This window comes from uncultured Microbacterium sp., assembly GCF_964244775.1.
GTDB lineage: Bacteria > Actinomycetota > Actinomycetes > Actinomycetales > Microbacteriaceae > Microbacterium.
The window spans coordinates 335,739-360,583 of the sequence record NZ_CAXTJR010000002.1; the positions used below are offsets into that span (position 1 = coordinate 335,739).

23 protein-coding genes are annotated in these 24,845 nt (G+C 68.9%); 18 read left to right on the plus strand and 5 right to left on the minus strand.

Annotated elements, in window-relative coordinates:
* Window positions 1-7 precede the first annotated feature (7 nt).
* Window positions 8-559 carry an NUDIX domain-containing protein gene (locus ACFE6Z_RS06770; RefSeq protein WP_375384942.1) on the minus strand — a complete coding sequence of 184 codons (552 nt, stop codon included), beginning with the start codon at window positions 557-559 and terminating at the stop codon, window positions 8-10.
* Window positions 560-856: 297 nt separating this feature from the next.
* Between ACFE6Z_RS06770 and ACFE6Z_RS06775 the strand changes: the two genes are divergently transcribed.
* The 15 genes from ACFE6Z_RS06775 (at window position 857) to dapF (ending at window position 15,920) form a co-directional block, all read left to right on the plus strand.
* Window positions 857-1,744, plus strand: coding sequence for a type IV toxin-antitoxin system AbiEi family antitoxin domain-containing protein (locus ACFE6Z_RS06775; protein WP_375384943.1), 888 nt, complete (start codon window positions 857-859; stop codon window positions 1,742-1,744).
* 186 nt (window positions 1,745-1,930) lie between these two features.
* Window positions 1,931-2,908: a 4-hydroxy-tetrahydrodipicolinate synthase gene (dapA, locus tag ACFE6Z_RS06780; RefSeq protein WP_375384944.1), complete on the plus strand. Its 978-nt coding sequence runs from the start codon at window positions 1,931-1,933 to the stop codon at window positions 2,906-2,908.
* Window positions 2,909-2,977: 69 nt separating this feature from the next.
* Window positions 2,978-4,654, plus strand: coding sequence for a ribonuclease J (locus tag ACFE6Z_RS06785; protein ID WP_375384945.1), 1,677 nt, complete (start codon window positions 2,978-2,980; stop codon window positions 4,652-4,654).
* A 27-nt stretch (window positions 4,655-4,681) separates the two neighbouring features.
* Window positions 4,682-5,176, plus strand: coding sequence for a GNAT family N-acetyltransferase (locus tag ACFE6Z_RS06790; RefSeq protein WP_375384946.1), 495 nt, complete (start codon window positions 4,682-4,684; stop codon window positions 5,174-5,176).
* 97 nt (window positions 5,177-5,273) lie between these two features.
* A complete protein-coding gene (locus ACFE6Z_RS06795; protein ID WP_375384947.1) occupies window positions 5,274-7,991 on the plus strand; it encodes a DNA translocase FtsK 4TM domain-containing protein in 2,718 nt (905 codons plus the stop codon).
* Complete coding sequence (pgsA, locus tag ACFE6Z_RS06800; RefSeq protein ID WP_375384948.1) at window positions 7,991-8,602, plus strand: CDP-diacylglycerol--glycerol-3-phosphate 3-phosphatidyltransferase; 612 nt, start codon at window positions 7,991-7,993, stop codon at window positions 8,600-8,602. Before ACFE6Z_RS06795 ends, pgsA begins: the two co-directional genes overlap by 1 nt.
* Window positions 8,580-9,098: a CinA family protein gene (locus ACFE6Z_RS06805; RefSeq protein ID WP_375384949.1), complete on the plus strand. Its 519-nt coding sequence runs from the start codon at window positions 8,580-8,582 to the stop codon at window positions 9,096-9,098. Before pgsA ends, ACFE6Z_RS06805 begins: the two co-directional genes overlap by 23 nt.
* 170 nt (window positions 9,099-9,268) lie before the next feature.
* Window positions 9,269-9,577 (plus strand): helix-turn-helix domain-containing protein, encoded by a 309-nt coding sequence (locus ACFE6Z_RS06810; protein WP_150447801.1) that lies wholly within the window; start codon window positions 9,269-9,271, stop codon window positions 9,575-9,577.
* Window positions 9,578-9,610: 33 nt separating this feature from the next.
* Window positions 9,611-9,835: a DUF3046 domain-containing protein gene (locus tag ACFE6Z_RS06815; protein ID WP_375384950.1), complete on the plus strand. Its 225-nt coding sequence runs from the start codon at window positions 9,611-9,613 to the stop codon at window positions 9,833-9,835.
* 343 nt (window positions 9,836-10,178) lie between these two features.
* Window positions 10,179-11,243 carry a recombinase RecA gene (gene recA / locus ACFE6Z_RS06820; protein ID WP_375384951.1) on the plus strand — a complete coding sequence of 355 codons (1,065 nt, stop codon included), beginning with the start codon at window positions 10,179-10,181 and terminating at the stop codon, window positions 11,241-11,243.
* 103 nt (window positions 11,244-11,346) lie between these two features.
* On the plus strand, window positions 11,347-11,976 hold the full coding sequence (locus ACFE6Z_RS06825; RefSeq protein ID WP_375384952.1) for a regulatory protein RecX: 630 nt from the start codon (window positions 11,347-11,349) through the stop codon (window positions 11,974-11,976).
* Between the two features lie 43 nt (window positions 11,977-12,019).
* Window positions 12,020-13,570 (plus strand): tRNA (N6-isopentenyl adenosine(37)-C2)-methylthiotransferase MiaB, encoded by a 1,551-nt coding sequence (gene miaB / locus ACFE6Z_RS06830; protein ID WP_375384953.1) that lies wholly within the window; start codon window positions 12,020-12,022, stop codon window positions 13,568-13,570.
* Window positions 13,567-14,511 carry a tRNA (adenosine(37)-N6)-dimethylallyltransferase MiaA gene (gene miaA, locus ACFE6Z_RS06835; protein ID WP_375384954.1) on the plus strand — a complete coding sequence of 315 codons (945 nt, stop codon included), beginning with the start codon at window positions 13,567-13,569 and terminating at the stop codon, window positions 14,509-14,511. Before miaB ends, miaA begins: the two co-directional genes overlap by 4 nt.
* Window positions 14,508-14,927 (plus strand): GNAT family acetyltransferase, encoded by a 420-nt coding sequence (locus ACFE6Z_RS06840; RefSeq protein ID WP_375384955.1) that lies wholly within the window; start codon window positions 14,508-14,510, stop codon window positions 14,925-14,927. The genes miaA and ACFE6Z_RS06840 overlap by 4 nt, the downstream gene beginning before the upstream one ends.
* Before the next feature lie 135 nt (window positions 14,928-15,062).
* Window positions 15,063-15,920, plus strand: coding sequence for a diaminopimelate epimerase (gene dapF, locus ACFE6Z_RS06845; protein ID WP_375384956.1), 858 nt, complete (start codon window positions 15,063-15,065; stop codon window positions 15,918-15,920).
* Window positions 15,921-15,958: 38 nt separating this feature from the next.
* Here the strand turns inward: dapF and ACFE6Z_RS06850 are convergent, their stop codons facing one another.
* A complete protein-coding gene (locus ACFE6Z_RS06850; protein WP_375384957.1) occupies window positions 15,959-16,606 on the minus strand; it encodes a class I SAM-dependent methyltransferase in 648 nt (215 codons plus the stop codon).
* A gap of 138 nt (window positions 16,607-16,744) precedes the next feature.
* Here ACFE6Z_RS06850 and hflX point away from each other — a divergent pair, with 138 nt between their 5' ends.
* The gene (gene hflX, locus ACFE6Z_RS06855) at window positions 16,745-18,331 is read left to right on the plus strand and encodes a GTPase HflX (RefSeq protein WP_375384958.1); all 1,587 of its coding nucleotides are present in this window, start codon (window positions 16,745-16,747) and stop codon (window positions 18,329-18,331) included.
* A 29-nt stretch (window positions 18,332-18,360) separates the two neighbouring features.
* Here the strand turns inward: hflX and ACFE6Z_RS06860 are convergent, their stop codons facing one another.
* From ACFE6Z_RS06860 to lexA, 3 genes are all read right to left on the minus strand, one after another.
* A complete protein-coding gene (locus ACFE6Z_RS06860) occupies window positions 18,361-20,289 on the minus strand; it encodes a prolyl oligopeptidase family serine peptidase (RefSeq protein WP_375384959.1) in 1,929 nt (642 codons plus the stop codon).
* Between the two features lie 377 nt (window positions 20,290-20,666).
* Window positions 20,667-22,268: a hypothetical protein gene (locus ACFE6Z_RS06865; RefSeq protein WP_375384960.1), complete on the minus strand. Its 1,602-nt coding sequence runs from the start codon at window positions 22,266-22,268 to the stop codon at window positions 20,667-20,669.
* An 80-nt stretch (window positions 22,269-22,348) separates the two neighbouring features.
* Entirely contained in the window at window positions 22,349-23,041 is a 693-nt protein-coding gene (lexA, locus tag ACFE6Z_RS06870) for a transcriptional repressor LexA (RefSeq protein ID WP_375384961.1), read from the minus strand.
* 266 nt (window positions 23,042-23,307) lie between these two features.
* Here lexA and ACFE6Z_RS06875 point away from each other — a divergent pair, with 266 nt between their 5' ends.
* Both ACFE6Z_RS06875 and ACFE6Z_RS06880 read left to right on the plus strand, forming a co-directional pair.
* Window positions 23,308-23,700, plus strand: a complete 393-nt coding sequence (locus tag ACFE6Z_RS06875; RefSeq protein ID WP_375384962.1) for a LysM peptidoglycan-binding domain-containing protein — start codon at window positions 23,308-23,310, stop codon at window positions 23,698-23,700.
* A 46-nt stretch (window positions 23,701-23,746) separates the two neighbouring features.
* Entirely contained in the window at window positions 23,747-24,832 is a 1,086-nt protein-coding gene (locus tag ACFE6Z_RS06880; RefSeq protein ID WP_375384963.1) for a histidinol-phosphate transaminase, read from the plus strand.
* Window positions 24,833-24,845: the final 13 nt, after the last annotated feature.

A 24,845-nucleotide genomic window follows, 5' to 3' on the forward strand; every position in this document is an offset into this window, starting at 1 on the left:
TGTCTTCTCAGGCGAGGCGGCCGAGGTGGATCGCGGCGAAGGCGATCGCGCCGATCGTCTCGCCATCCGTGATCTCGCCGGCGCCGATCAGGCCGACGACGTCGGAGAACGGCATCCATTGCACCTCGGCGATGCCCTCCTCCTCCTGCGCGGCCGATATCGCGTCGGCTTCCGCGCCCGTTCGCAGCCCGCGGGCGAGGAAGACGTGCTCGGGAGCGTGGGCGAGGCCGTTGAGGGCGTTCATCCGTCCGATCTCGACCCACTCGTCGGCGATCACGCCCGCCTCTTCGAGCAGCTCGCGGCGCGCGCCCACCAGGGGGTCTTCGCCGTCGGTGCCGCCCGCCGGCACTTCGATCGACGGGCCGCCGGTGGCGTAGCGGTCGACGGTGACGAGGCACACCCGGTCGTCGTCGTCGAGCGCGACGATGAAGACGGCCGGATGCCGTACGGTCATCACCCCGTAGATCCCGGCCCCGCCCGGGCCGACCACTTCGTCCTCGCGTACGTGCATCCAGCGGTTCTCGTAGACGGTGCGCGTCGAGCGGGTCTGCCAGGCCATGCCGCCACCCTATGGCCCGACCGTCCTGTCCTGTCCTGTCCTGTCCTGTCCTTTCCTTTCCTTTCCTTTCCTTTCCTGTCCTGTCCTGTCTGCTCGAATAGACCGGCTCGTCACGACGACACCCGGGTGAGGGATGCTACGCCCGGCGTGTCGTCGTCACCGACCGGTCTTTTCGGGGCAGCGCGCGGGCCTATCGGACCTCTCATCGACCCCTCCCCAACCCCGCACCAAACGAGGGTTCACCACGGAGCTGGAGCCGGACAGGCTCTCAGCCTGACGTCGGTTCATCATCAAAAGGTGCGCGCGAACTCGGTGGCCGGTGTCGTCAAGGCGATGGGTGGAGTGGCACGGACCTCAGAGTTGATCGCCGCCAGCGTGCCCGCCGGTGCCTTGGCCGTTGCCGTCCGATCAGGAGAGCTGCTTAGGCCGAGGCAAGGGGTCTACGCCCTCCCCGAGACGCCCGCACGTCTCATCGAGTCCCTGAGCCACCGCGGTGTGCTCGCCTGTGTGAGCGCCGCTCGCGACTATGGACTCTGGACACTCGATGACGGCGCCGACGAGCCGGTCCACACCTGGATCTCGCCGGATCACCACCCGACTCGGATGGCGATCGACCCCGACACGGGAGCACCCGGGTGCTGCGAGATCCACCGTGGCGGTGTGATCGACGCCCCCGGCCTGCGGCGCGTGAGCGTCATCGACTGCCTGCGGCAGATCCTCGCGTGTCGCGGACCCGAGGCGTTCTTCGCCGCCCTCGAATCCGCGATGCGGCAGCGCGTCATCGATCTCAACAGCGTCGGCCGACTTCGCGCCGCACTCTCCCTACCCCACCGATGGCTGGTCGACTTCGCTCGATGGGACGCTGACAGCGGTCTCGAGTCGATCCTCCGATTGCGCCTCCACCGGGTGGGCCTGGTCCTCGCGAGCCAGGTCCACATCCCCGGGGTGGGGGATGTGGACTTCGTGATCCAGGACTGCCTGATCCTCGAGGCGGACGGAGCGACCCACGAGGGCGACAGTCGCCACAAAGACCGGGTTCGGGATGCTGTCGCGATGGCGCTCGGCTTCGTCACCCTGCGCTTCGATTCGGCCATGATCCTGCACGATTGGGAACTCGTGGAGTCGGCGGTGCTGGCCGCCGTCGCACGCGATCTGCATCGGAGCGCGGCCGGTCGCTCCTGGTGAGAGCCGCCGCCCGGCGCCGCACGCGCCGGCGCCGGCGATCGAGGCCGCCCTCGGTTCGAAAAGACCGGCTCGTCACGACGACACCCCGGTGACGGATGCTGCGCCCGGCGTGGCGTCGTCACCGACCGGTCTTTTCGCAGGCAAGAGCACGAAGAAGGCGCGGCGCCGAACCGATACCCTGAGAGCATGACGCACACGGGAAACCCTTTCGGTCAGGTTCTCGTCGCGCTCGTCACCCCCATGACGGCCGACGGTGAGGTCGACTGGCCCGCCGTCGAGAAGCACATCGACGATGTGGTCACCGCCGGCGCCGACGGCATCGTCGTGACGGGCACCACCGGTGAGACCAGCACCCTCACCGACCCCGAGAAGATCCGCCTCGTCGAGGTCGGCAAAGAAGTCGCGGCAGGTCGCGCCGCGATCATCACCGGCGGTGGATCCAACGAGACCGCTCATGCGATCGAGCTGTACAAGGCCAGCGAGAAGGCCGGCGCCGACGGCATCATGATCGTCACGCCGTACTACAACAAGCCGACGCAGGCCGGAATCCTCACGCACTTCCGCCTCGTCGCGGACGCCACGGATCTTCCCGTGATCCTGTACGACATCCCCGGCCGCACCGGTGTCCCGATCAAGTACGAGACGATCCTGCGCATCGCGAAGCATCCGAACGTCATCGCGATCAAAGACGCCAAGGGCGACTTCAGCGAGGTCAGCCGCGTGCTGAACCAGACCGACCTCATGTACTTCTCCGGCGACGACTCGAACGTGCTCCCGCACCTGGCGATCGGGGCGACGGGCCTGATCGGCGTCACGGCCAACATCGCGCCGGGGCCCTATCGCGCGATCGTGGATGCCGTCAACGCCGGCGACCTGAAGACCGCCACCGCCGAGCATCAGCGCCTCGAGCCGCTGGTGCGCGCGGTCATGACCCATGTGCCGGGGACCGTGTCGGCGAAGTACATCCTGCACGGCCTCGGCCGCATCGGCAGCCCGCGCGTGCGGCTGCCCCTGGTCGGACCCGAGGAATGGGAGGCGGCGAAGATCGAGGACGAACTGGATCTCGTCAAGAACATCCCCGGCGCCGACTTCTCCAACTTCCGGCCCGATCGCAACGCCGCCGCCGGCGGGGCGCTCCCCAAGATCTCGGGCACCACCCGCTGACTGCTCGACGCGAGTACACACAGATTTCACAAACGGATGCCGCGCAGCGGCGTCGCGAGGAGGCAACCCATGCCCATCACCGTCTTCGATCCGCCCGCCCTCGAGTCGGGCACCCTCCGGGTGACACCGCTCGGCGGCCTCGGCGAGATCGGCCGCAACATGACCGTCTTCGAGTACGGCGGCAAGCTCCTCGTCGTCGATTGCGGCGTGCTCTTCCCCGAGGAGCACCAGCCCGGTGTCGACCTGATCCTGCCCGACTTCGAGCCCATCAAGCACCGGCTCGACGACGTCGTCGCGGTCGTGCTCACCCACGGCCACGAAGACCACATCGGCGCCGTCCCCTACCTCCTCAAGCTCAAGGCCGACATCCCCCTCATCGGCTCGGGCCTGACCCTCGCGCTCGTCGAGGCGAAGCTGAAAGAGCACCGGATCAAGCCCTACACGCTCACCGTGAAAGAGGGGGAGCATGAGCAGGTCGGTCCGTTCGATCTCGAATTCGTCGCGGTCAACCACTCGATCCCCGACGCGCTCGCCGTCGCGATCAAGACCCCCGCCGGCGTTGCCCTCGCCACCGGCGACTTCAAGATGGATCAGCTTCCGCTCGACGGCCGCCTGACCGACCTGCGCGCGTTCGCCCGCCTGGGCGAGGCGGGCGTCGACCTGTTCCTGGTCGATTCGACCAACGCCGATGTGCCGGGCTTCACCGCTCTCGAGCGCAGCATCGGGCCGGTGCTCGACCAGGTGATCGGCAAGGCTCCTCGCCGGGTGATCGTGGCGAGCTTCTCGAGCCATGTGCACCGTGTGCAGCAGGTGCTGGATGCTGCGGCCGCCCACGGTCGTCGCGTCGCCCTGCTCGGCCGCAGCATGCTGCGGAACATGACGATCGCCGAAGACCTCGGCTACCTCCACGTGCCCGAGGGCATCCTGATCGATTACAAGAAGGCGCGCGACCTGCCCGACGACAAGATCGTCTACATGTCGACCGGATCGCAGGGCGAGCCGATGGCGGTCCTGAGTCGCATGGCCAACAACGACCACGAGATCGAGCCCGGCCCCGGCGACACGGTCATCCTCGCTTCGAGCCTCATCCCGGGCAACGAGAACGCCGTCTACCGCGTGATCGACGGGCTGACGAAGCTGGGTGCCACAGTGGTGCACAAGGGCAACGCCAAGGTGCACGTGTCCGGCCACGCCGCCGCAGGCGAGCTCCTCTACTGCTACAACATCCTCAAGCCCAAGAACGTGCTGCCCGTCCACGGCGAGTACCGGCACCTCATCGCCAACGCGAAGCTCGCGCAGGACACCGGGATCCCGGCGGACCGCACCATCATCGGCGAGAACGGCACGGTCATCGACCTGCGCGACGGACTCGCTCGGGTCGTCGGGCAGCTCGACCTCGGCTTCGTGTACGTCGACGGATCGACGGTCGGTGAGATCACGGATGCCGATCTCAAAGATCGCCGGACCCTCGGCGAAGAGGGCTTCATCTCGGTGATCGTCGTGATCGATTCCGCCACAGGCCGAGTGATCACCGGACCCGAGATCCACGCCCGCGGTTTCGCCGAAGACGACAAGGTGTTCGACGCCGTGAAGCCGAAGATCGCTGCTGCGCTCGCCGAGGCCGCGCAGTCGGGCGTCCGCGACACGCACGCGCTGTCTCAGGTCATGCGCCGGGTGATCGGCCGCTGGGTGAACCAGTCGCTGCGCCGCCGCCCCATGATCATCCCGCTGGTCATCGAGGCGTAAGCGGCTGACCTCGCGGCCACTGCGACCATGCCCTCGACTTTCCGCATCAGACCGGCCGTGCAGGCCGACGGGGCGTTCCTGGGCGACATGGTGGTCGAGGCGGCGAACTGGCGTCAGGGCGCGGCAAGGCCCCGGCACGAGGTGCTCGCGAGCCCCGAGCACATCCGATACATCTCCGGCTGGATACGCCCGGGCGACGCCGGGTTCGTGGCGCTGGACGGTAACGACGAGCCGATCGGCGCGACCTGGTATCGCACCTTCCCGCGCACCGATCCCGGTTTCGGGTACGTGGGCACCGGGGTGCCCGAGCTCACGATCGGCGTGCGCCCCATCTGGCGTGCGCACGGGGTCGGGCGGGCGCTCCTGCACCAGCTCGGCGATCTCGCCCGCTCGCAGGGATTCGGACGCCTGAGTCTCAGCGTCGAGCGCGGCAATTTCGCCGTCACGCTCTATCGCTCGGAGGGGTTCGCGGTCACGCAGAGCGGGATCGGCCGCGACACCATGGTCAAACTCCTGCGCTGAGGGTCGCACTCCTGCGCTGACAGCATCCGCTCGGCGTCCTGCAATGGTCCCGCGTCATTCCACGCGAAACCGGGTCGCGCGCCGTAGCGTGGAGAGCATGGCCAGGAGTTCCAGCCCGACCACCAATGGTCGTGCGTCCGCACGTGGGTCGTCGCCGCGCGCGAGCAAGCCGGCTCCGGCGCCCAAACGCTACGTCGGTGAGCCCGAGAAGAACGAGAAGCCTCCCGTCATCGTACGGATGTGGCTCGGCCTGGCGCACGGCACGGGTGGACTCTTCCGCGCGTTCGGGCCCGAGACACTCGAGAAGGATCAGCGTCGCGACGGCTTCCCGTTCCTGCTGGTGCTCCTGGCGATCGCCGGCGTGGTCGTGGAGTGGTTCTTCATCGGCACGGACGTCTCTCGCGCGATCAGCGCGTACACCGCGGGGGGCCTGATCGGCCGCGTCGCGTTCGTCTTGCCCGTGATGCTCCTGCTGCTGGCCGGATGGCTGTTCCGCCATCCCGCATCGGTGCACGACAACGGACGTATCGGCATCGGCTTCACGATCTTCACGGTGATGGTGGCCGGCTTCTGCCACGTGCTGGGCGCTCGGCCGGAGCCGAAGGAGGGATTGCCCGCCCTCAGCGATGCCGGCGGTCTGTTCGGCTGGATGGTGGGCGAACCACTCTCGATCGGGCTCACAGAGATCGGCGCGTGCATCGTGCTCGGGCTGCTCACGGTCTTGAGCGTCCTGATCATCACCAAGACCCCGCCCAATCGCATCGGCCGCCGCCTCGGCGAGCTGTACACGTGGATGTTCGACGCCGAGCGTCCGGAGCCGGTCCCGGCAAGCGCCATCGCCGACAAGGACCCCGATGCCACCGACCCCGCGCTGCCGTGGTGGCGCCGCAACAAGACCGGTCGCGAGCGAGACCCCGAAGACGGACCCGAGGATGGGCTCGGGTCACAGGATCTGACCGAGCTGCTGGCGCCCGGGTCGTCCGAGGGCGGCTTCGAGCAGGTCTTCGCCCCGCCGGTCCCCCCGCTTCCCGCTGCGATGGGCGGTGCCATGCCCGACGCGCTCACCGAGGTCATCGCGCCGGGCTCCGCCGGGCTCACGCCCGCGCCGAGCCTCACCGAGCCCGAGACCTCGCTCCGCGACGACAGCCCCGAGCACGACGGCATCCTCCCCGGACTCTCCGGCATCGGCGGGGGAGGGATGCCGGCAGCCGCGCCCTATCGCCTGCCCGGTGTCGCCGCGCTCGCCGCCGGAACACCCCACAAGGCCCGGTCTGCCGCGAACGACGAGATCGTCCGCGCGATCACCAGCGTTCTCGACCAGTTCCAGGTGGATGCCCGCGTCACCGGATTCTCGCGCGGCCCGACGGTCACGCAGTACGAGATCGAGGTCGGGCACGGGGTGAAGGTCGAGCGCATCACGGCCCTCACCAACAACATCGCCTATGCCGTGGCATCCAACGAGGTCCGCATCCTCGCCCCGATCCCGGGCAAGAGCGCGATCGGCGTCGAGATCCCCAACACGGATCGCGAGATCGTGACGCTCGGCGATGTGCTGCGCTCGCAGGCTGCGACCAGCAGCACGCACCCGATGACCATCGGCGTGGGCAAGGACGTCGGTGGTGGCTACGTCGTGGCGAACCTGGCGAAGATGCCCCACCTGCTGGTGGCCGGCTCCACCGGTTCGGGTAAGTCGAGCTTCGTCAACTCGATGATCACCAGCCTTCTGATGAAGGCCAAGCCTTCCGAAGTGCGCATGGTGCTGATCGACCCGAAGCGGGTCGAGCTCACCTCCTACGCGGGCGTGCCGCACCTGATCACCCCCATCATCACGAACCCCAAGAAGGCGGCAGAGGCGCTGCAGTGGGTCGTGAAGGAGATGGACATGCGGTACGACGACCTCGCGTCGTTCGGTTACCGTCACATCGACGACTTCAACAAGGCCGTCGTCGCTGGTGAGGTGGTGCTGCCCCCGGGCAGCGAGCGCGTGCTCAAGCCCTACCCTTACCTCCTCGTGGTCGTAGACGAGCTCGCCGACCTCATGATGGTCGCCCCCCGCGATGTCGAAGACTCGATCGTCCGCATCACCCAGCTTGCGCGGGCCAGCGGCATCCACCTGGTCCTCGCGACCCAGCGCCCCTCGGTCGACGTGGTCACCGGCCTGATCAAGGCCAACGTGCCTTCGCGCCTCGCGTTCGCGGTGACCAGCGTAACCGACAGCCGCGTCATCCTCGATCAGCCGGGCGCCGACCGTCTCATCGGGCAGGGCGACGCGCTGTTCCTCCCCATGGGCACCTCCAAGGCCGTCCGCGTGCAGGGTGCGTGGGTGAGCGAGGCCGAGATCGAGCGCGTCGTCAAGCACGTCACCCAGCAGGCGCGGCCGGACTACCGGCAGGACGTCGCTGCCGACGTCGTCAAGAAGGAGGTCGACGCCGACATCGGTGACGACCTCGAACTGCTGCTGGCCGCGGCCGAGCAGATCGTCTCGACCCAGTTCGGCTCGACCTCGATGCTCCAGCGCAAGCTCCGCGTCGGCTTCGCCAAGGCGGGGCGCCTCATGGACCTCCTCGAATCCCGCGAGATCGTCGGCCCCTCCGAGGGCTCGAAGGCTCGCGACGTCCTCGTCACGGTCGAGCAGCTGCCCGAGGTGCTCGCGCGGCTGCGCGGCGATGTTCCTAAGGCACCTGATGTTCGGACGGCACCTGGCGCGGCATCCGATTCTTACGCGGCCGACTCAGTCGACGCGCAGTACGAGGGGTATCCGGTAGTCGAAGCCGAGGACGACGAGGATGCCTGGGGATTGACGGGCCGCGACTGATGGCGGTTCCGCGGCAGCTGCCCAACACCATCACGGTCGTCCGGATTCTGTGCGCACCGGTCTTCCTCTGGATGCTGCTGGCCGACGGCGGCGCCGACGGCGCGCTCCGCTGGTGGGCGGCGGCGCTCTTCATCGTCGCGATCGCGACGGACGGCATCGACGGATGGATCGCGCGCCGCTACGAGATCGTGACCGATCTCGGCAAGCTGCTGGACCCGATCGCCGACAAGGTGCTCACGGGCTTCGCCTTCATCGGCCTCTCGATCCTGGGCGAGCTGCCGTGGTGGATCACGATCATCGTGCTGATCCGCGAGGTCGGCATCACGGTGCACCGCCTGCTCGTCGCGAGCGACCACGTGGTCGCGGCCGCGTGGATGGGCAAGCTCAAGACCCTCGCCCAGAGTGTGGCGCTGTCGCTCGCATTGCTGCCGCTCGCATCGCTCGCGGGCGGGGTGTGGGCGGACGTGATCTGGTGGGTGAACGTCGTGACCATGACGATCGCCGTCGTCCTCACGATCGCGAGTGGCATCGACTACGTGATCACCGAAATCCGCGGGTCGCGCGACGACAAGCGCACCGGTGCGCGCAGTGACCGGCCCAGTGCCGCCTGAACCGCCACGGGGCAGCGCCCGCCAGGGCGCGGAACGCGTGCTCGCGGCTCTCGAGTCACGCGGCTGGTCGATCGCGACGGCCGAGTCGCTCACCGGTGGGCTGCTCGTCGCGGCGCTCGTGGACGTGCCCGGCGCCTCGGCGCGGGTGCGCGGAGGCGTGGTGGCCTACGCGAGCGACCTGAAGCACAGCATCCTGGGCGTCGACATCGCGCTGCTGGATGCCCACGGACCCGTGCATCCCGACGTGGCGGCGCAGATGGCGGCGGGCGTCCGCCGGGTCGCGGGGGAGGACGGGATGCTCGCTGACGTCGGCCTGTCGACGACCGGCATCGCCGGGCCGGGCTCACCCGACGGACAGCCGGTCGGGACCGTGCACATCGGCGTCTCGACGCCGCACGGCACATCGGTCGGATCCCTGCACCTCCACGGGACGCGTGACGAGATCCGCGCGGAGACGGTGGTGCGCGCGCTGGAACTCGCTCTCCAGGCTCTCTGAGAATCGCGTGCCTCCCGCGGGAACACCAGTGTTTCGCCGTCGTTATATACATCGCGACATTCGGCGATTCCCACCCTTTCCCCAGCGCACGGGATTAGATTGGGATCAGCCGGTGTTGTACTGTTGTCCACCCAGACAGCGGTGAATCATCAAGTGAGGAGGGGGCCCACATGATCCTTGTTCGTCAAGAGATCGGCGATGTCCTGCGTGATTATCGTCAGCAGAAGGGACGCACCCTCCGTCAGGTGGCGAGCCGCGCGAGCGTGGCTCTCGGCTACCTGAGCGAGGTAGAGCGCGGGCAGAAAGAAGCATCGAGCGAGATTCTCGCCTCGGTCGCCGAAGCACTCGACGTGCCGATTTCGACCATCATGCGCGAGGTCGGCGATCGCATCAGCGTGCTCGAGGGACTGCAGACCTTCCCCGACGTCGTCCCCGACGACCTCGTGGCCTCGGTCGACGCCGAGCTCTCGCTGCGCTGACACTTCGACGTCGCTCAGTGACCGGGGTTCGCTGTGCGCCGCAGTGAGTTCCTGCGTGCCGTCGCCGACGAGTTCGGCGCCAGATCGACGTTCCTCCTGAACGATCTGGTGCTCGGCGAGGTGGGCGACCGCACTCCTACGCAGGCCCTGGACGCCGGTGTGCCGCCGCGCGAGATCTGGCTCGCGCTGTGCGCCGAGATGGATGTTCCGGAGGCACGGCGCTACGGCGCCGGACGCCTCGAGCCGCGCAATCGCTGACCCGCGGATTGCCGCAGCGAGCGCCAAGGCTAACCCGCGGTTGTCGAGTAGAGAGCGCCAAGGCTGGCCCGCGGTTGTCGAGTAGCGAGCGCCAGCGAGCGTATCGAGACACGCGGCGTGTCCGTCGAACCTTCGTTCGATAGCTGAGTAGGCTCCTGCACAGCTGGTGTCGAGGACTCGTCTGTCCACGGATTCGGGAGGTGCGTGATCCGCATGTCGGAACCCACCCGTAGCGTGAGCGACGTCGAACGACACCACACGCCTTGTCACAGCATCCTCCCCGGCCGTCGGGGCGGAGCGCGACAGCCTACAGGCGACGGAACGCGAGCATAAGGAGCACGCCATGCCCTCACCCGAGAACCGCGAGAAGGCCCTCGAATCGGCCCTCGCCCAGATCGACCGGCAGTTCGGAAAGGGCTCGGTCATGCGACTGGGCAGCGACGATCGTGCTCCCGTCGAAGTGATCCCCACGGGTTCGATCGCCCTCGACGTCGCGCTCGGCGTGGGCGGTCTGCCCCGCGGCCGCATCATCGAGATCTACGGTCCTGAGTCGTCGGGTAAGACCACGCTCACGCTCCACGCGATCGCCAATGCGCAGCGTGCCGGCGGCATCGCCGCGTTCATCGACGCCGAGCACGCGCTCGACCCCGATTACGCGATGAAGCTCGGCGTCGACATCGACCAGCTCCTCGTGTCGCAGCCCGACACCGGCGAGCAGGCGCTCGAGATCGCCGACATGCTCATCCGTTCGGGCTCGATCGACCTGATCGTGATCGACTCGGTGGCGGCCCTCGTGCCCCGTGCCGAGATCGAGGGCGAGATGGGCGACTCCCACGTCGGCCTGCAGGCCCGCCTCATGTCGCAGGCGCTCCGCAAGCTCACCGGCGGGCTCAACCAGACCAACACCACGATGATCTTCATCAACCAGCTCCGCGAGAAGATCGGCGTGTTCTTCGGCTCGCCCGAGACCACCGCCGGTGGCAAGGCGCTCAAGTTCTATGCGTCGGTCCGCCTCGACATCCGTCGCATCGAGACGCTCAAGGACGGGACGGATGCGGTAGGCAACCGCACGCGCGTCAAGGTCGTCAAGAACAAGATGGCCCCGCCGTTCAAGCAGGCCGAGTTCGACATCCTCTACGGGGTGGGCATCTCGCGAGAAGGCAGTCTGATCGACTTCGGCGTCGAGCACGAGATCGTGAAGAAGTCGGGCGCCTGGTACACGTACGACGGCGAGCAGCTCGGCCAGGGCAAAGAGAACGCGCGCAACTTCCTGATCAAGAACCCGGATGTCGCTGCCGAGATCGAATCGAAGATCAAGACGAAGCTCGGCATCGGCGCGCCGAAGCTGGCCGCGGTGGTCGACAGCCCGGTGCAGACCGACCAGCTGGCCAAGAAGCGCCCGGCCTGATGTCTCGACGGGCTCGACAACCGATGTCTCGACGGGCTCGACAACCGATGGGCGAGGAATGAACGGTGACGGGGGCGAGTCTTCACAGGTTCGACCAGAGGGGATGGCCCCCGTCACCTACCTGCCCGGCGTCGTGCCGGAGAAGCGCACGAATCGTGCGAGCACTGTGGCGTTCGCAGAGTCGTCCGGGGCCGATGACGAGCCTCACGGCGACTCCGAAGACATCGTCGATCGCGAATCGATCGTCGCCGCGGCATCCGTCGCGCTGACCCGGAGCCTCGGTCGGCGCGGGCTCTCGATCGCCGAGGCCAGGGCCAAGCTGCGCTCGAACGCGTTGACCGGCGACGAGATCGACGGGGTGATCGAAGACTTCGTGCGTCGGGAGTGGCTCGATGACGCCGTGCTCGCCGAGCAGCTCGTGCATTCCGCGACCACCCGACAAGACATGGGCACCAAGGCTGTCAAGCAGCTGTTGCAGAAGCGGTTGGTCGCCCGAGAGGTCGTCGAGGCCGTCATCGCCGAGCTTCCCGACGACGATGCGGAGCGGGCGCTCGAGTTCGCCACGTCGAAGGCTCGCTCGCTCGTGCGGTACGACGACGACACGGCGATCCGTCGCTTGATGGGCCAGCTCGCCCGCCGCGGCTTCGGAGGGTCGATCGCCGGGCACGCGGCGCGGACCGCACTCGCTGAGGCGCGCAAGAGCGCTGGGGGCGGGGGAGTCCGCTTCCGCTGATGCCGGGGCATGGTCCCGGGATCCCGCCGTAGAATCGAACATCATGACTCTGCTCGCCAGTAATCCCACGGTCATCGCGCCGTCGCCGGCCGCGCACGATGCCGTCGGCAACCCGAGGTCGTACGAGGTGCGCACGTTCGGCTGCCAGATGAACGTGCACGACTCCGAACGACTCTCCGGCTCGCTGGAGAGCGCGGGGTACGTGCGCGCCGAGGCGGGCGAAGAGGCCGACGTCGTCATCATCAACACGTGCGCCGTCCGCGACAACGCCGCGGGAAAGCTGTACGGCACGCTCGGCCATCTCGCGTCGGTCAAGCGGCGCAAGGACGGCATGCAGATCGCGGTCGGCGGCTGTCTCGCGCAGATGGACAAGCAGACGGTGCTCGACAAGGCGCCGTGGGTCGACGTCGTGTTCGGCACCCACAACATGGGGTCGCTGCCGAGTCTGCTCGAACGCGCGCGCCACAACGACGAGGCGCAGCTCGAGATCCTCGAGTCGCTCGAGGTCTTCCCCTCCACCCTGCCCACCAAGCGCGACTCGGTCTACAGCGGGTGGGTGTCGATCTCGGTCGGGTGCAACAACACCTGCACGTTCTGCATCGTGCCGAGCCTCCGTGGCAAGGAGAAAGACCGTCGGCCCGGAGACATCCTCAACGAGCTCCGACTTCTCGTCGACGACGGTGCGATCGAGGTCACGCTCCTCGGCCAGAACGTGAACTCGTACGGCGTGGAATTCGGCGACCGTCAGGCGTTCGGCAAGCTGCTGCGCGCCGCAGGCGAGATCGAGGGCCTCGAACGCATCCGCTTCACCAGCCCGCATCCCGCCGCGTTCACCGACGATGTCATCGATGCCATGGCAGAGACGCCGTCCGTCATGCCCCAGCTGCACATGCCGCTGCAGTCCGGCAGCGATCGCATTCTCAAGGCGATGCGTCGCTCGTACCGCAGTGAGAAATTCCTCGGGATCCTCGATCGGGTGCGCGAGCGCATCCCGAACGCCGCGATCACGACCGACATCATCGTCGGGTTCCCCGGCGAGACCGACGAAGACTTCGAAGACACCATGCGGGTCGTCGAGCAGGCTCGATTCTCGAGCGCCTTCACGTTCCAGTACTCGATCCGCGCGGGAACCCCTGCCGCGACGATGCCCGACCAGGTGCCCAAGGCGGTCGTGCAGGAGCGCTACGAAAGGCTGATGGCTCTCCAGGAGCGCATCTCGCTCGAAGAGAACCAGGCGCAGGTCGGCCGGCAGGTCGAGGTGCTCGTGTCGATGGGCGAGGGCAAGAAGGATGCCGAGACGCATCGCCTCACCGGTCGCGCTGAAGACAACCGGCTGGTGCACTTCGAGGTGCCCGCGGCAAGCGAGCTGCCCCGACCGGGCGACGTCGTGAGTGTCGTGGTGACCCACGCGGCGCCGTTCCACCTGCTCGCCGATTCCGCAGACGGATCGGCGTTGCGCATCCGTCGCACGCGTGCGGGCGACGCGTGGGATCGTACGCAGGCGGAGTCCTGCGCGATTCCGGCCCCGGCGTCCGAGCCGGGCGCCGCGCGCGCGGTCTCGCTCGGGCTGCCGACACTCCGCATCGGAGTGTGAGTCCGCGCGAGCCGGGGCCACGGCTCTGGGCCGTGGTCGGGGCGACGGGCACCGGCAAGACGGCGCTGTCGCTCGATCTCGCAGAAGCGCTCGCCCGGGCGGGGCGTACCGCCGAGATCGTGAACGCCGACGCCATGCAGCTGTACCGCGGCATGGACATCGGCACCGCCAAGCTGTCGGTCGACGAGCGACGCGGCATCCCGCATCATCTTCTGGACGTGCGCGAGGTCACCGATGACGCGGCGGTCGCGTGGTATCAGGATGCTGCGCGCAGCGCGATCACCGAGATCAACGGTCGCGGAAGAGACGCGATCCTCGTCGGCGGTTCGGGGCTCTATGTGTCGAGCGTGCTATACGACTTTCGATTCCCGCCCCGGGATGCCCGGCTGCGCGCGGAGCTCGAAGCCGAGCTCGACCGGCTGGGCCCCGGCGTGCTCTACGCCCGTCTTCGCGACGCCGACGCGGCGACCGCGGAGCGGGTCGATCCGCGGAACGGGCGTCGCATCGTCCGCGCCCTCGAGGTGCTGGCTCAAGGCGAGGCAACGCATGGCGCCGCACTTCCGGCCGAACCGGTGAGCTGGCACGCCCACACGCGGATCATCGGCACCCAGGTGCCTCGCGCCGAGCTCGTTCCTCGTCTGGACGCCCGCGTCGAACAGATGTGGACCGACGGTCTCATCGCCGAGGTACGCGCACTGCAGCAGGCGGGGCTGGAGGACGGGACCACCGCGCGGCGCGCGATCGGCTACGCCCAAGGGCTGGCGCAGCTGGCGGGGTCGATGACCGAGGCCGAGGCGATCGCCGAGACGCAGGCCCTCACCCGCCGCTATGCCCGACGCCAGGTGTCGTGGTTCAGGCGCTATGCCGACGTGCGGTGGGTGAACGGCGATGACGTGAAGGCCCACACCGGCGGGCCCCTGCCGCACATACTGGATTCATGACCAGCATCCGCGCATTCGCTCTGCGAGACACCGAGTCCGTCATCGCGCTGTGGCAGGCCACCGGCCTGACGCGGTCGTGGAACAACCCGCACCTCGACATCCAGCGCAAGCTCACCGTGCAACCCGAGCTGTTCCTCGTGGCGGTGGACGGCGAAGACGTCGTGGGCAGCATCATGGGCGGTTACGACGGGCATCGCGGATGGATCTATTACCTCGCCTCCGCTCCCGAGCGGCGCGGGCAGGGGATCGCGCGTGACCTGGTCGCGGCGGTCGAGGAGCTGCTGCTCGAGCTGGGGTGCCCCAAGGTCCAGCTCATGGTCCGGCCAGACAACGAGCACGTGCTGGGCTTCTACGACCGCCTCGGGTACGAGCGCTTCGACACGACCACTACCGGTAAGCGCCTCATCGCCGATTGATCTTCGGAGATCTGCAGTGCGTCGGTGAGATCGCGGCGGGGAGGCCCGACGCGGCGCCGATCTCCGAAGTTGCGCAGCGCGCGCGACCGAGAAGAGCCCCCGCGGCTGACTCCGGTGCGCCCGTAGACTGAGGGGATGCCGCAGACCATCGCCTTCACGAAGGGCCACGGGACCGGCAACGACTTCGTCATCGTCGCGGATCCGGACGGCGAACTCACCCTCAGCGACGATCAGGTCGCGGCCCTCTGCGACCGTCGCTTCGGCATCGGTGCGGACGGCATCCTCCGTGTGGTGCGCTCCGCGCGGATCGCCGAAGGTGCGAACACGCCCGACGCCGAGTGGTTCATGGACTACCGCAACGCCGACGGGTCAGCGGCGGAGATGTGCGGCAACGGCATCCGGGTCTTCGTCCGCTATCTCGTCGATCGCGGACTGGCGTCGCTGGATGACGGGGCGCCGCTCGCCGTCGGCACCCGCGCAGGCGTCAAGACGCTCACCCGGAGCGACCTCGGATTCGAAGTCGACCTGGGGCCGTGGACGGTGGCGCCCGACGACGTCCTGGTCCGCGCTCGCGGCCTCGCCGTGGCCCGGCCGGGTGCCGGCATCGACCTCGGCAATCCGCACGTCGTGGTAGCCCTGCCCTCCGAGGACGAGCTGGATGGGCTGGATCTCACTGTGCAGCCCGTACTCGACCCGATTCCGCCCCACGGCGCGAACATCGAGTTCGTCGTGCCGAGCGACCCCCTCGTGCGGCACGGAGTCGGCGCGATCCGCATGCGGGTGTTCGAGCGCGGCGTCGGCGAAACCCTGAGCTGCGGCACCGGCGTCGCGGCAGCCGCCCTCGCGGTGCGGCACTGGGCGGGCCATGCGGCGCCCGATCGTTGGGCCGTCTCGGTGCCGGGCGGCGAGCTGGGCGTGCGGATGATCGACGGGCACGTGCTGCTCTCAGGACCCGCGACACTGGTCTACTCCGGCGAGGTCGCGCTCGCCTGAGCCGATACCGGCGGGTGCCCGTACCCCACCGGAAGGGTCTAAGACGAGATCGTACTCAGCGGCTCTGTGGTCGGCGACCCGTGGCGACGCACCTTGAGCACCCGGAAGCCGCGACCCGTGGCCGTGCGGTGCACGCTGAAGCTGTGTGGGAAGGATGCTGCGAGCCAGCGCTGCAACGAGTCCGACCCGAGGTTGCGCTGCACAACGAGCCACGCGTCACTGCGCTCGTCCAGGCGAGGGATCCAGCGTTCGAGCAGCCCGTGCAATTCGTTCTTGCCGACGCGGATCGGAGGATTCGAACGGATGGTCCGGAAGGCCACGTCGTCGGGAACATCATCGGGCAGGACGGCGTTGACGTTGGTGAGGCCGAGCGCTGCGCAGTTGCGGCGCACGAGGTCCAGCGCACGTTCGTTGACATCGATCGCCCACACTGTCGCGTGCGGTGAGGCGACCGCCAGCGAGAGGGCGATGGGTCCCCAGCCGCATCCGAGGTCCAGCAGATGGCCCCCGGGCGGCGGTGGGGGAGTGTTGGCGAGCAGGACTGCGGTCCCCGCGTCGATATGGTCAGGGCTGAAGACGCCGCCGGCCGTCGTCACCTCGACATCGTGACCGCCGATCGAGACTCGAATGCGACGCAGATTCTCCGGACTTGCCGGCGACGCACTGAAGTAGTGGTCGCTCCCCATGGGAGCGAGCGTAGCGGAGGAGCGCGTCGGCGGGGGAGGCTAGAGTGGCGGGTGCTTCGCCGGACGTAGCATCCCGACTCGAACGCAGCACTCGAGCTATCACGGCACACACCGACGAAGTACCAGACGAAGGAACACATGACCGACACGACCACCCCGACGAACGCCGCAGGAGACGTCGCCGCGACGCCGACCGACGCACTGTCCGACACTCCGATCGACGCCGTCGACCGCGTGTTGGCGCGCGCGGACGCGCACTCCGGTGCGCGGGTCAGCACGTTCTCGGATCGCGGTGAGAGCGGCGGCCGGAGCTCTGCCCAGGCGCTCCAGGACGAGTCGACCACGCTGGGTTCGTCGACCGACGGCGATCAGTGGGATCGTGAGGAGCGGGCGGCTCTGCGTCGGGTTCCCGGGCTCTCGACCGAGCTCGAAGACGTCACCGAGGTCGAGTACCGGCGGCTGCGGCTCGAGAACGTCATCCTCGTCGGCGTGCACCCCCAGGGTGAGCAGACGGACGCCGAGAATTCGCTCCGCGAACTCGCCGCCCTGGCCGAGACCGCCGGCGCCGTCGTGCTCGACGGCGTGCTCCAGCGCCGTCCTCACCCCGACCCCGCCACGTACCTCGGCCGCGGCAAGGCGCAGGAGCTCAAAGACCTCGTGGCGGCGCTCGGCGCCGACACCGTCATCGCCGACACGGAGCTTGCCCCGAGCCAGCGTCGCGCCCTCGAAGACGTCGTGAAGGTGAAGGTCATCGACCGCACCACCGTGATCCTCGACATCTTCAGCCAGCACGCGAAGAGCCGCGAGGGCAAGGCTCAGGTCGAGCTCGCGCAGCTCGAGTACCTGCTCCCGCGCCTGCGCGGCTGGGGCGACTCGATGAGCCGCCAGGCCGGTGGCCAGGTCGGCGCCGGCGGTGCAGGTATGGGCTCGCGTGGTCCCGGTGAGACGAAGATCGAGCTGGATCGTCGACGCATCCGCACCAAGATGGCGATCCTGAGGCGACAGATCCGCGACTTCGGTCCGGCGCGCGACGCCAAGCGCGCCGAGCGCAAGCGCAACACGATTCCCTCGGTCGCGATCGCGGGGTACACCAACGCCGGCAAGTCGAGCCTGCTCAATCGCCTGACGAGCGCCGGAGTGCTCGTGGAGAACGCCCTGTTCGCCACTCTGGACGCCACGGTGCGCCGCACCGAGGCATCCGACGGCCGTGTCTACACGCTGACAGACACCGTCGGGTTCGTGCGCAACCTCCCGCACCAGCTGGTCGAGGCGTTCCGCTCCACCCTCGAAGAGGTCGCGGATGCCGACGTCATCGTCCACGTCGTCGATGCCGCGCACCCCGACCCGGCAGCCCAGCTGCAGACCGTGCGCGATGTGATGGGCGATGTCGGTGCGCGCAGCATCCCCGAACTGGTCGTCTTCAACAAGGCCGACCTGGTCGACGACGACACGCGGATGGTGCTCAGAGGCCTCGAGCCCAAGGCGCTGTTCGCGTCGTCACGCAGCGGGGAAGGCATCGACGAGCTGCGTGCGGCCGTCGAGGCGGCGCTCCCGCTCCCGGCCGTCGAGGTCCGCGCGCTCGTCCCGTATGGTCGCGGCGACCTCGTGTCGCTGGTCCACGAGTCGGGCCACATCGTGTCGCAGTCGCACGAAGAGGGCGGCACGGCCCTGCACGCCTACGTGTCGGAGCGCCTCGCCGCCGAACTGGCGCCATTCGCGGCCTGAGCGCTCCTTCTGCGTCAGGCGAGTCGGCGTCAGTCGAGCACGAGCGGCGGCACGTCGTCCGGCTCGAATCCGAGGACTGCCCCGAGGAAGGCCAGCTGCGTCTCGTACGCGTGCACCAGCGTCTCGGCGCGGCGGAAGCCGTGGCCCTCGCCCTCGTACAGGACGTACGCGTGGGGCACGCCGCGGGCGGCCAGCGCATCGCGGATGCTCTCGGACTGCGCCGGCGGGACGACCGCGTCGTCGGCACCCTGCAGGATGAGCAGCGGCACCGTGAAGCGCTCGGGGTGGGTGAGCGGCGACCGCTCGATGTAGATCGCCTCGGCCTCCGGCAGCGGGCCGATGAGCCCGTCGAGGTAGCGCGCCTCGAAGTCGTGGGTGTCGGCCGCAAGGGCGCGGGCGTCGCTCACCCCGTAGCGCGAGATGCCGGCGGCGAACACGTCGGTGTTCGCGACCGCGGACAGCACCGTCCACCCACCCGCCGAGCCCCCGTCGATCGCGATGCGCTCCGGGTCGGCGAATCCTTCCGCCGCAAGCCCGCGTGCCGCCGCGGCGACGTCTTCGACGTCGACGATGCCCCACTGGCCGCGCAGGCGCTCGCGATACTCCCGCCCGTAGCCGCTCGAGCCCCCGTAATTGACGTCGAGCACGCCGATTCCGCGGCTCGTGAAGAATGCGATGCGGTCGGATGCTGCGCCGCCGACGTGCGAAGTAGGGCCACCGTGCACGAAGACGATGTAGGGCGGGAGCTCACCGTCGGTCCCTTTTACGCCCGGATTGGTCGGCGGAAAGGCGAACGCGTGCACCGGCCCGCGCGGGCCGGGGGTGGACAGGGCCCGAGGCTGCGGCATCCATTCCGCTCCCCACGGTGACTCGCCGCCGCGGACGAGCGAGATCTCGGTGGGCCGGTCGAGGTCGACCTCCCAGAGCCCCGGCGGGGACTCGACCCCGGCGCCGGCGATCAGCACGCGCGTGCCCCGCACGTCTTCCACCGTGAGGTTGGCGGACGGCGGGACCGCCAGGAGCCAGACCGCGCCGTCCGGTTCGATCACCACGAGGTCGTCCGATCCCTGGGTGCGCACAGCCACGATGCGACCGTCGTCGAGGTGCGCGAACCATCGGGCGCCGAGGACCCAGAGGGGTCCGCCGGTGTCGGCGTCGGCGCTCTCGATCTGGCGGGGCTCCGCCCGGTCACCGTCGGCCGGCACTTCCGTCTGCCAGAGGTTCCAGCGGCCGGTCGGATCGTCGGCGTAGAGCAGGTGATCCTCCGCCGTCCACACCGGCAGCAGAGCGGAGGAGTCCGCTCCCGCGACGACGGTCCACTCGTCGACCCTGCCGTTCGCGAGCGCGCCGACACGGAGCTGCGCCCTATCCCACGGCATGTGCGGGTGATCCCACGCGATCCACGCGAGCTTCTCGCCATCCGGCGACAGAGCGGGCTGCGCGAGGAAATCGCTGCCTGAGACGACCGAGACGACTTCGGCGGTATCGGCGGTCTCGTCTACGCCGATCTGCACAATGTCGCGCCGGGGCACGGCGGTGCCTTCGTGCGCCTCGCGGACGGCCAGCAGTCGATCCTGCTGCCACGAGAGACCACCGAACCGGGTGTCGCCCGCCTGGGGTGTCAACGCCCTCGTGCTGCCGTCGGGTTCGCGCAGCCACACGCGCTGGTCAGCCTTCTCGACGAAGAAGAGCCGGCCGTCGTCCGCGGCCGTCCACGCGCCGCCGCCGTACTCGTGGACACGCGAGCGGGCGCTGCGGGGCGCGGGCAGCACATCTTCCACATCGCCGTGCGTCGTGCGCCGGCGTACGGCCGTCCTGCCTCCTTCCGAGGGGATCGTCTCGCCCCACCAGATCTCGTCGCCGACGTATCGGGCGCCCTCGATCCGGGGTGAGGCCGACGCGACCGCCTCCGCCGTGAGGGGAGAGGGCCAGGATCCGTACGGGAGCTGCTCGGTCATGCCTCCACCGTATTCGGCGTGTGCGCATCCTGCAGGCGGCGCGGGCCGACCGCCTCGACCGCCTCGGCGATGTGACCGGGACCGCCTCGCGCCGGCAGTAGGTTCCTCTCTCTACGACCCCTCGGTGCCGGTCCGGGTCGAGGTGCGGGCGGCCGTGTCCGCCAGCTGGCAGACATGCGCCCCGACACCGACCAACTTCTGGACACGCGAAGGCCGGGGCCACCGGCATCCGCGTTCGTGTCCGCCAGCTGGCAGACATGCGCCCCGACACCGACCTGCTTCTGGACACGCGAAGGCCGGGGCCACCGGCATCCGCGTTCATGTCCGCCAGCTGGCAGGCATCCGCGCTCATGTCCGCTAGCTGGCTGGCATAGAGGTCAACGCTGAGGGGTGCGGGGGCGCGGCGGGCGCTTGCCCGTCGCACCGGTGCCCTCCTCGGTCACGGCGTCGGCGTCGACCGGTTCGACCACCTCGGTCACGGCGTCAGGATCGATCACCGCGGTGTCCGCAGTCTGATCGACCCCGTGCGGCGCGAGGACGGCAGTGCCTCCGACTGCTGAGGCCCGAGCGCCGGCGACGACGAGCTCGGCATCGAGCGCCTCGTCAGCGAGGGTGACAGCATCGGCTGCCCCGGCTCCCGCTCCTTCGCCGGGGCGTTTCTGCACAAGCTCCGTCAGCCACCAAACGAGTAGGCCCACCACGAGCACCAGCGTGATGTCGCCCGCGCCGAGCGGGCGCAGCAGCACCAGCCACCCCACCAGAAGCACCGCCAGCACGACCCGCACCAAGACGTGCTGCGCGAACATCCACGACCCGAATCGCCCCGTGTCGACTCCCCGCGCCGCCAGGAACGTGCGGATGCTCTGGTTGACCGCCCCGACGGCTCGCCGCGTCGCCTGCGCGCCCCGCCATCGGCCGCCCACCCAGGCGAGCACCGCGATCACGACCCCGATCACGGCGACGACGACAGCGGTCTGCTGGGCGGCCCCGATGATCTGGTCGTAGATCGCGGTGAGCGCGATGCTCGAGACGCCGAGCTTCGGTGCGGACAGCGCGAGCACGCTCCCGCCGATGACGAATCCGGCGGCCAGTGTGGTTCCACCGATGGCGATCCCCACTCCGGTGCCGAGAAGGGCGGTGCTGCGACGGCGAGCGATCAGGATGCCGGCGAGGAAGAAGGCGAGCGCCACGAAGGGCAGCCAGAACCCGACGGTGACGGCGAGGCCGTACACGACGCTGATCGTCGCGAGCGAGTCGCTCTGGGCGATCACGATGGTGCGATTGATGGTCGGGATCGCGGAGGCGAATCCGACGCCCTGGTCGACGAGGCGCTGCTTGACCGCATCGATGATGGGCCCGAGTTGGAGCCCGATCTGGCCGGTGTCGCTGATGGTCACCGCACCGCCCGACGTCCCTCCGGTCGCCGCCGCGACGAAGCCGCGGTGGCTGGCGGTCAAAGCTCCTTGCCACACGCTGGCGAAGGCATCCGATGCCACCACTCTGGTGACGGTCGTCGTCACCAGGCTGTTGAGCCCCTGCACAGCGGGCTCGCGCAGGAGGTCAACGGCTGCCGAGGCGCGCGGCGGCAGACCGAGACCCTCGATGCCGTCGAAGAGGTCATTCGTGATGCCGGCGAAGTCGACCGACGAGTTGATCGCATCCGTCGTCTGGTCGACGATGAGCGACTGCACCGCGGGATCGTCGACCAGGGGGGCGAAGGTCGCGACGAACGTGGTCTCGTCCACCAGCTGGGTTCGCGCCCATGCGGTGACGACCGAGACCGGAACGAGGACCGTCGCCAGCACGATGCACACGGCGGATAGGAACGCGCGCCACGTTCCGCGGCGCCTGCGCGAGGGCGCGATCGCCACATCTTCGGCGGATGCGCGCAACCGTGCATTCTCCGCTTCGAGGCGGTCCAGGCGGGCGCGAAGCTCGTCGGTATCGCTGGATGAGGAGGCAGAGTCGGCAAGGGTCATTCCACCCTTATAGCCTCGATCGGCGGACGCGGAAAGCCGACGGCGGCGAATTCACCCTGTGCGGATGACCGACGGGGCGATCAGACCGCGCGCAGGACCGCGACGACCTTGCCGAGCACGGTCGCGTCATCGCCGAGGATCGGCTCGAACGCCGAGTTGCGCGGGAGCAGCCAGGTGTGACCGTCGCGCTGACGGAAGGTCTTCACGGTGGCATCGCCGTCGAGCATCGCTGCGACGATGTCGCCGTTGTCCGCCGTGTTCTGCGCGCGGATCACGACCCAGTCACCGTCGCAGATCGCCGCGTCGATCATCGACTCGCCCGACACCTTGAGCATGAACAGCTCGCCCTTGCCGACCAGCTGCCGCGGCAACGGGAAGATCTCCTCGACGTGCTGATCCGCCATGATCGGCACCCCGGCGGCGATGCGGCCGACCAGGGGGACCATCGCGGCGTCGCCGACCATCGGGGCCGAGTCGGCCGGGTTCTCGGTCGACATGCCCGGCAGATCGATGAGCACCTCCATGGCCCGCGTCTTACCCGGGTCGCGACGCAGGTACCCGCTCAGCTCCAGCTGATTCAGCTGATGAGTGACGCTCGACAGCGACTTCAGGTCGACCGCGTCGCCGATCTCGCGCATGCTCGGCGGATAGCCGTGCCGGGCGATCGACCGCTGGATGACCTCAAGGATCGCGAGCTGCTTGTCGCTGAGACTCTTGCGCCGGCGGGTCTGCGGCCTTTCACGCCCGCTGGCGGGCGTCGTCGCCTCGGTCATGATCGTGCTCCTGTCTCTCTCCACCGGCTTCGGTCTGGCATCCGTCTTCGAATGTCGGAGGCTCGTGGTGGGGTGTTGCTATCGAAACCGTATCCGCATCCCATCAAATCCGCCCGCACCTTGCGCGCGTGTCGTGTTCGAGGAATACCCATCCTGTTTCGCTGTTGACAGCATAGCCCATCGAAGATAGCTTCGGAATAGATATCCGTAGGCCCTACGTCCGCCGCGACGTCGAATACGAATCTCTCGTCCACTCAGGAGGAATCATGACCGCGATCGCCATCGGCCGCCCGATGCGGCGCTCCCGTACCCGCACCGTCTCGGCAGCTTCGTCCGCCACCCGGTTGCGTCTGACGGTGCGCGGTCGTCGCCTCCTCGCCCTCCTCGCGGCGATTCCGGCCGTCATCGCTCTGTCGCTCGCGATCCTCGGCGGCGGCGCGGCGCTCGCTTCGCGCGACGCCGGGCTGCCCGCTGACTCATTCCAGACGGTGACCGTCGTCTCCGGCCAGTCGCTGTGGTCGATCGCGGAGAAGGTGGCGCCGAGCGCTGACCCCCGCGACGTCGTCGATGCGATCATGCGGCTCAATGCACTCGACAGCGCGACCGTGTCGACCGGGCAGAAGCTCGCAGTCCCCGGCGAATACGGCGGCTCGCACTGACCGCCGGCACCCGGCGTCGTTCCGCCGCGGCCGTACCATTGGACGGGTGAACGCGCGCCTCGAAGACCTCCCGATCCGTGACGACCTCCGCGGGCTCGTGCCCTACGGTGCTCCGCAGGTCGCACTGCCGGTCGCGCTGAACGTCAACGAGAACACGCATCCGATTCCGCAAGACGTCGCGGACGACATCATGGATGCTGTGGCCCAGGCGCTGCACGGCGTGAACCGCTATCCCGATCGCGAGTTCACCGAGCTGCGCCACGGCTTCGCGAACTACCTGGGCCACGGCCTCAGCCGCGAGAACATCTGGGCGGGCAACGGCTCGAACGAAGTGCTCCAGCACCTGCTGCAGGCCTTCGGCGGCCCGGGCCGCACGGCCTTCGGGTTCGCGCCCACCTATTCGATGTACCCGTTGATCAGCCGCGGAACGGGCGCGCAGTGGTTCGGTGGCACGCGCGGGCACGACTTCACGCTCGACGCGGAGGACGCGGCATCCCAGGTAGCCGATGCCGCCCCCGACGTGGTCTTCCTCTGCGCGCCGAACAACCCGACCGGCACTCCGCTCGGCATCGACGTGATCGAGGCCGTGTACGACGCGACCGACGGCGTCGTGATCGTCGACGAGGCCTACCACGAGTTCGCGCCCCGCGACGAGCCCTCCGCGCTCACACTGCTGCCCGGCCGAGAACGGCTCGTCGTTTCTCGCACGATGAGCAAGGCCTTCGCCTTCGCCGGCGCCCGCGTCGGCTACCTCGCCGCCGATCCTGCCGTGATCGACGCCCTGCGTCTGGTCCGGCTGCCGTACCACCTGAGCGCCCTCACGCAGGCGGCGGCCACCGCGGCGCTCCGCCACGCCCCGACCATGCTCGGGATGGTCGATGAGATCGTCGGTCAGCGCGACCGCATCTCGGCGACCCTCGAAGCGCTCGACTACGAGCCGTACGAGTCGTGGGCCAACTTCGTGCTGTTCGGGGGAGTGAAGGATTCCGCGGCCACCTGGCAGGCCCTCTACGACCGCGGTGTGCTGATCCGCGACGTCGGCATCCCCGGCCACCTCCGGGTCACGGCGGGCACCGAAGACGAGACGTCCGCGTTCTTGGATGCGCTCGCCTCGCTAGACTCGCCCTCATGACGAGCGCCGCCTC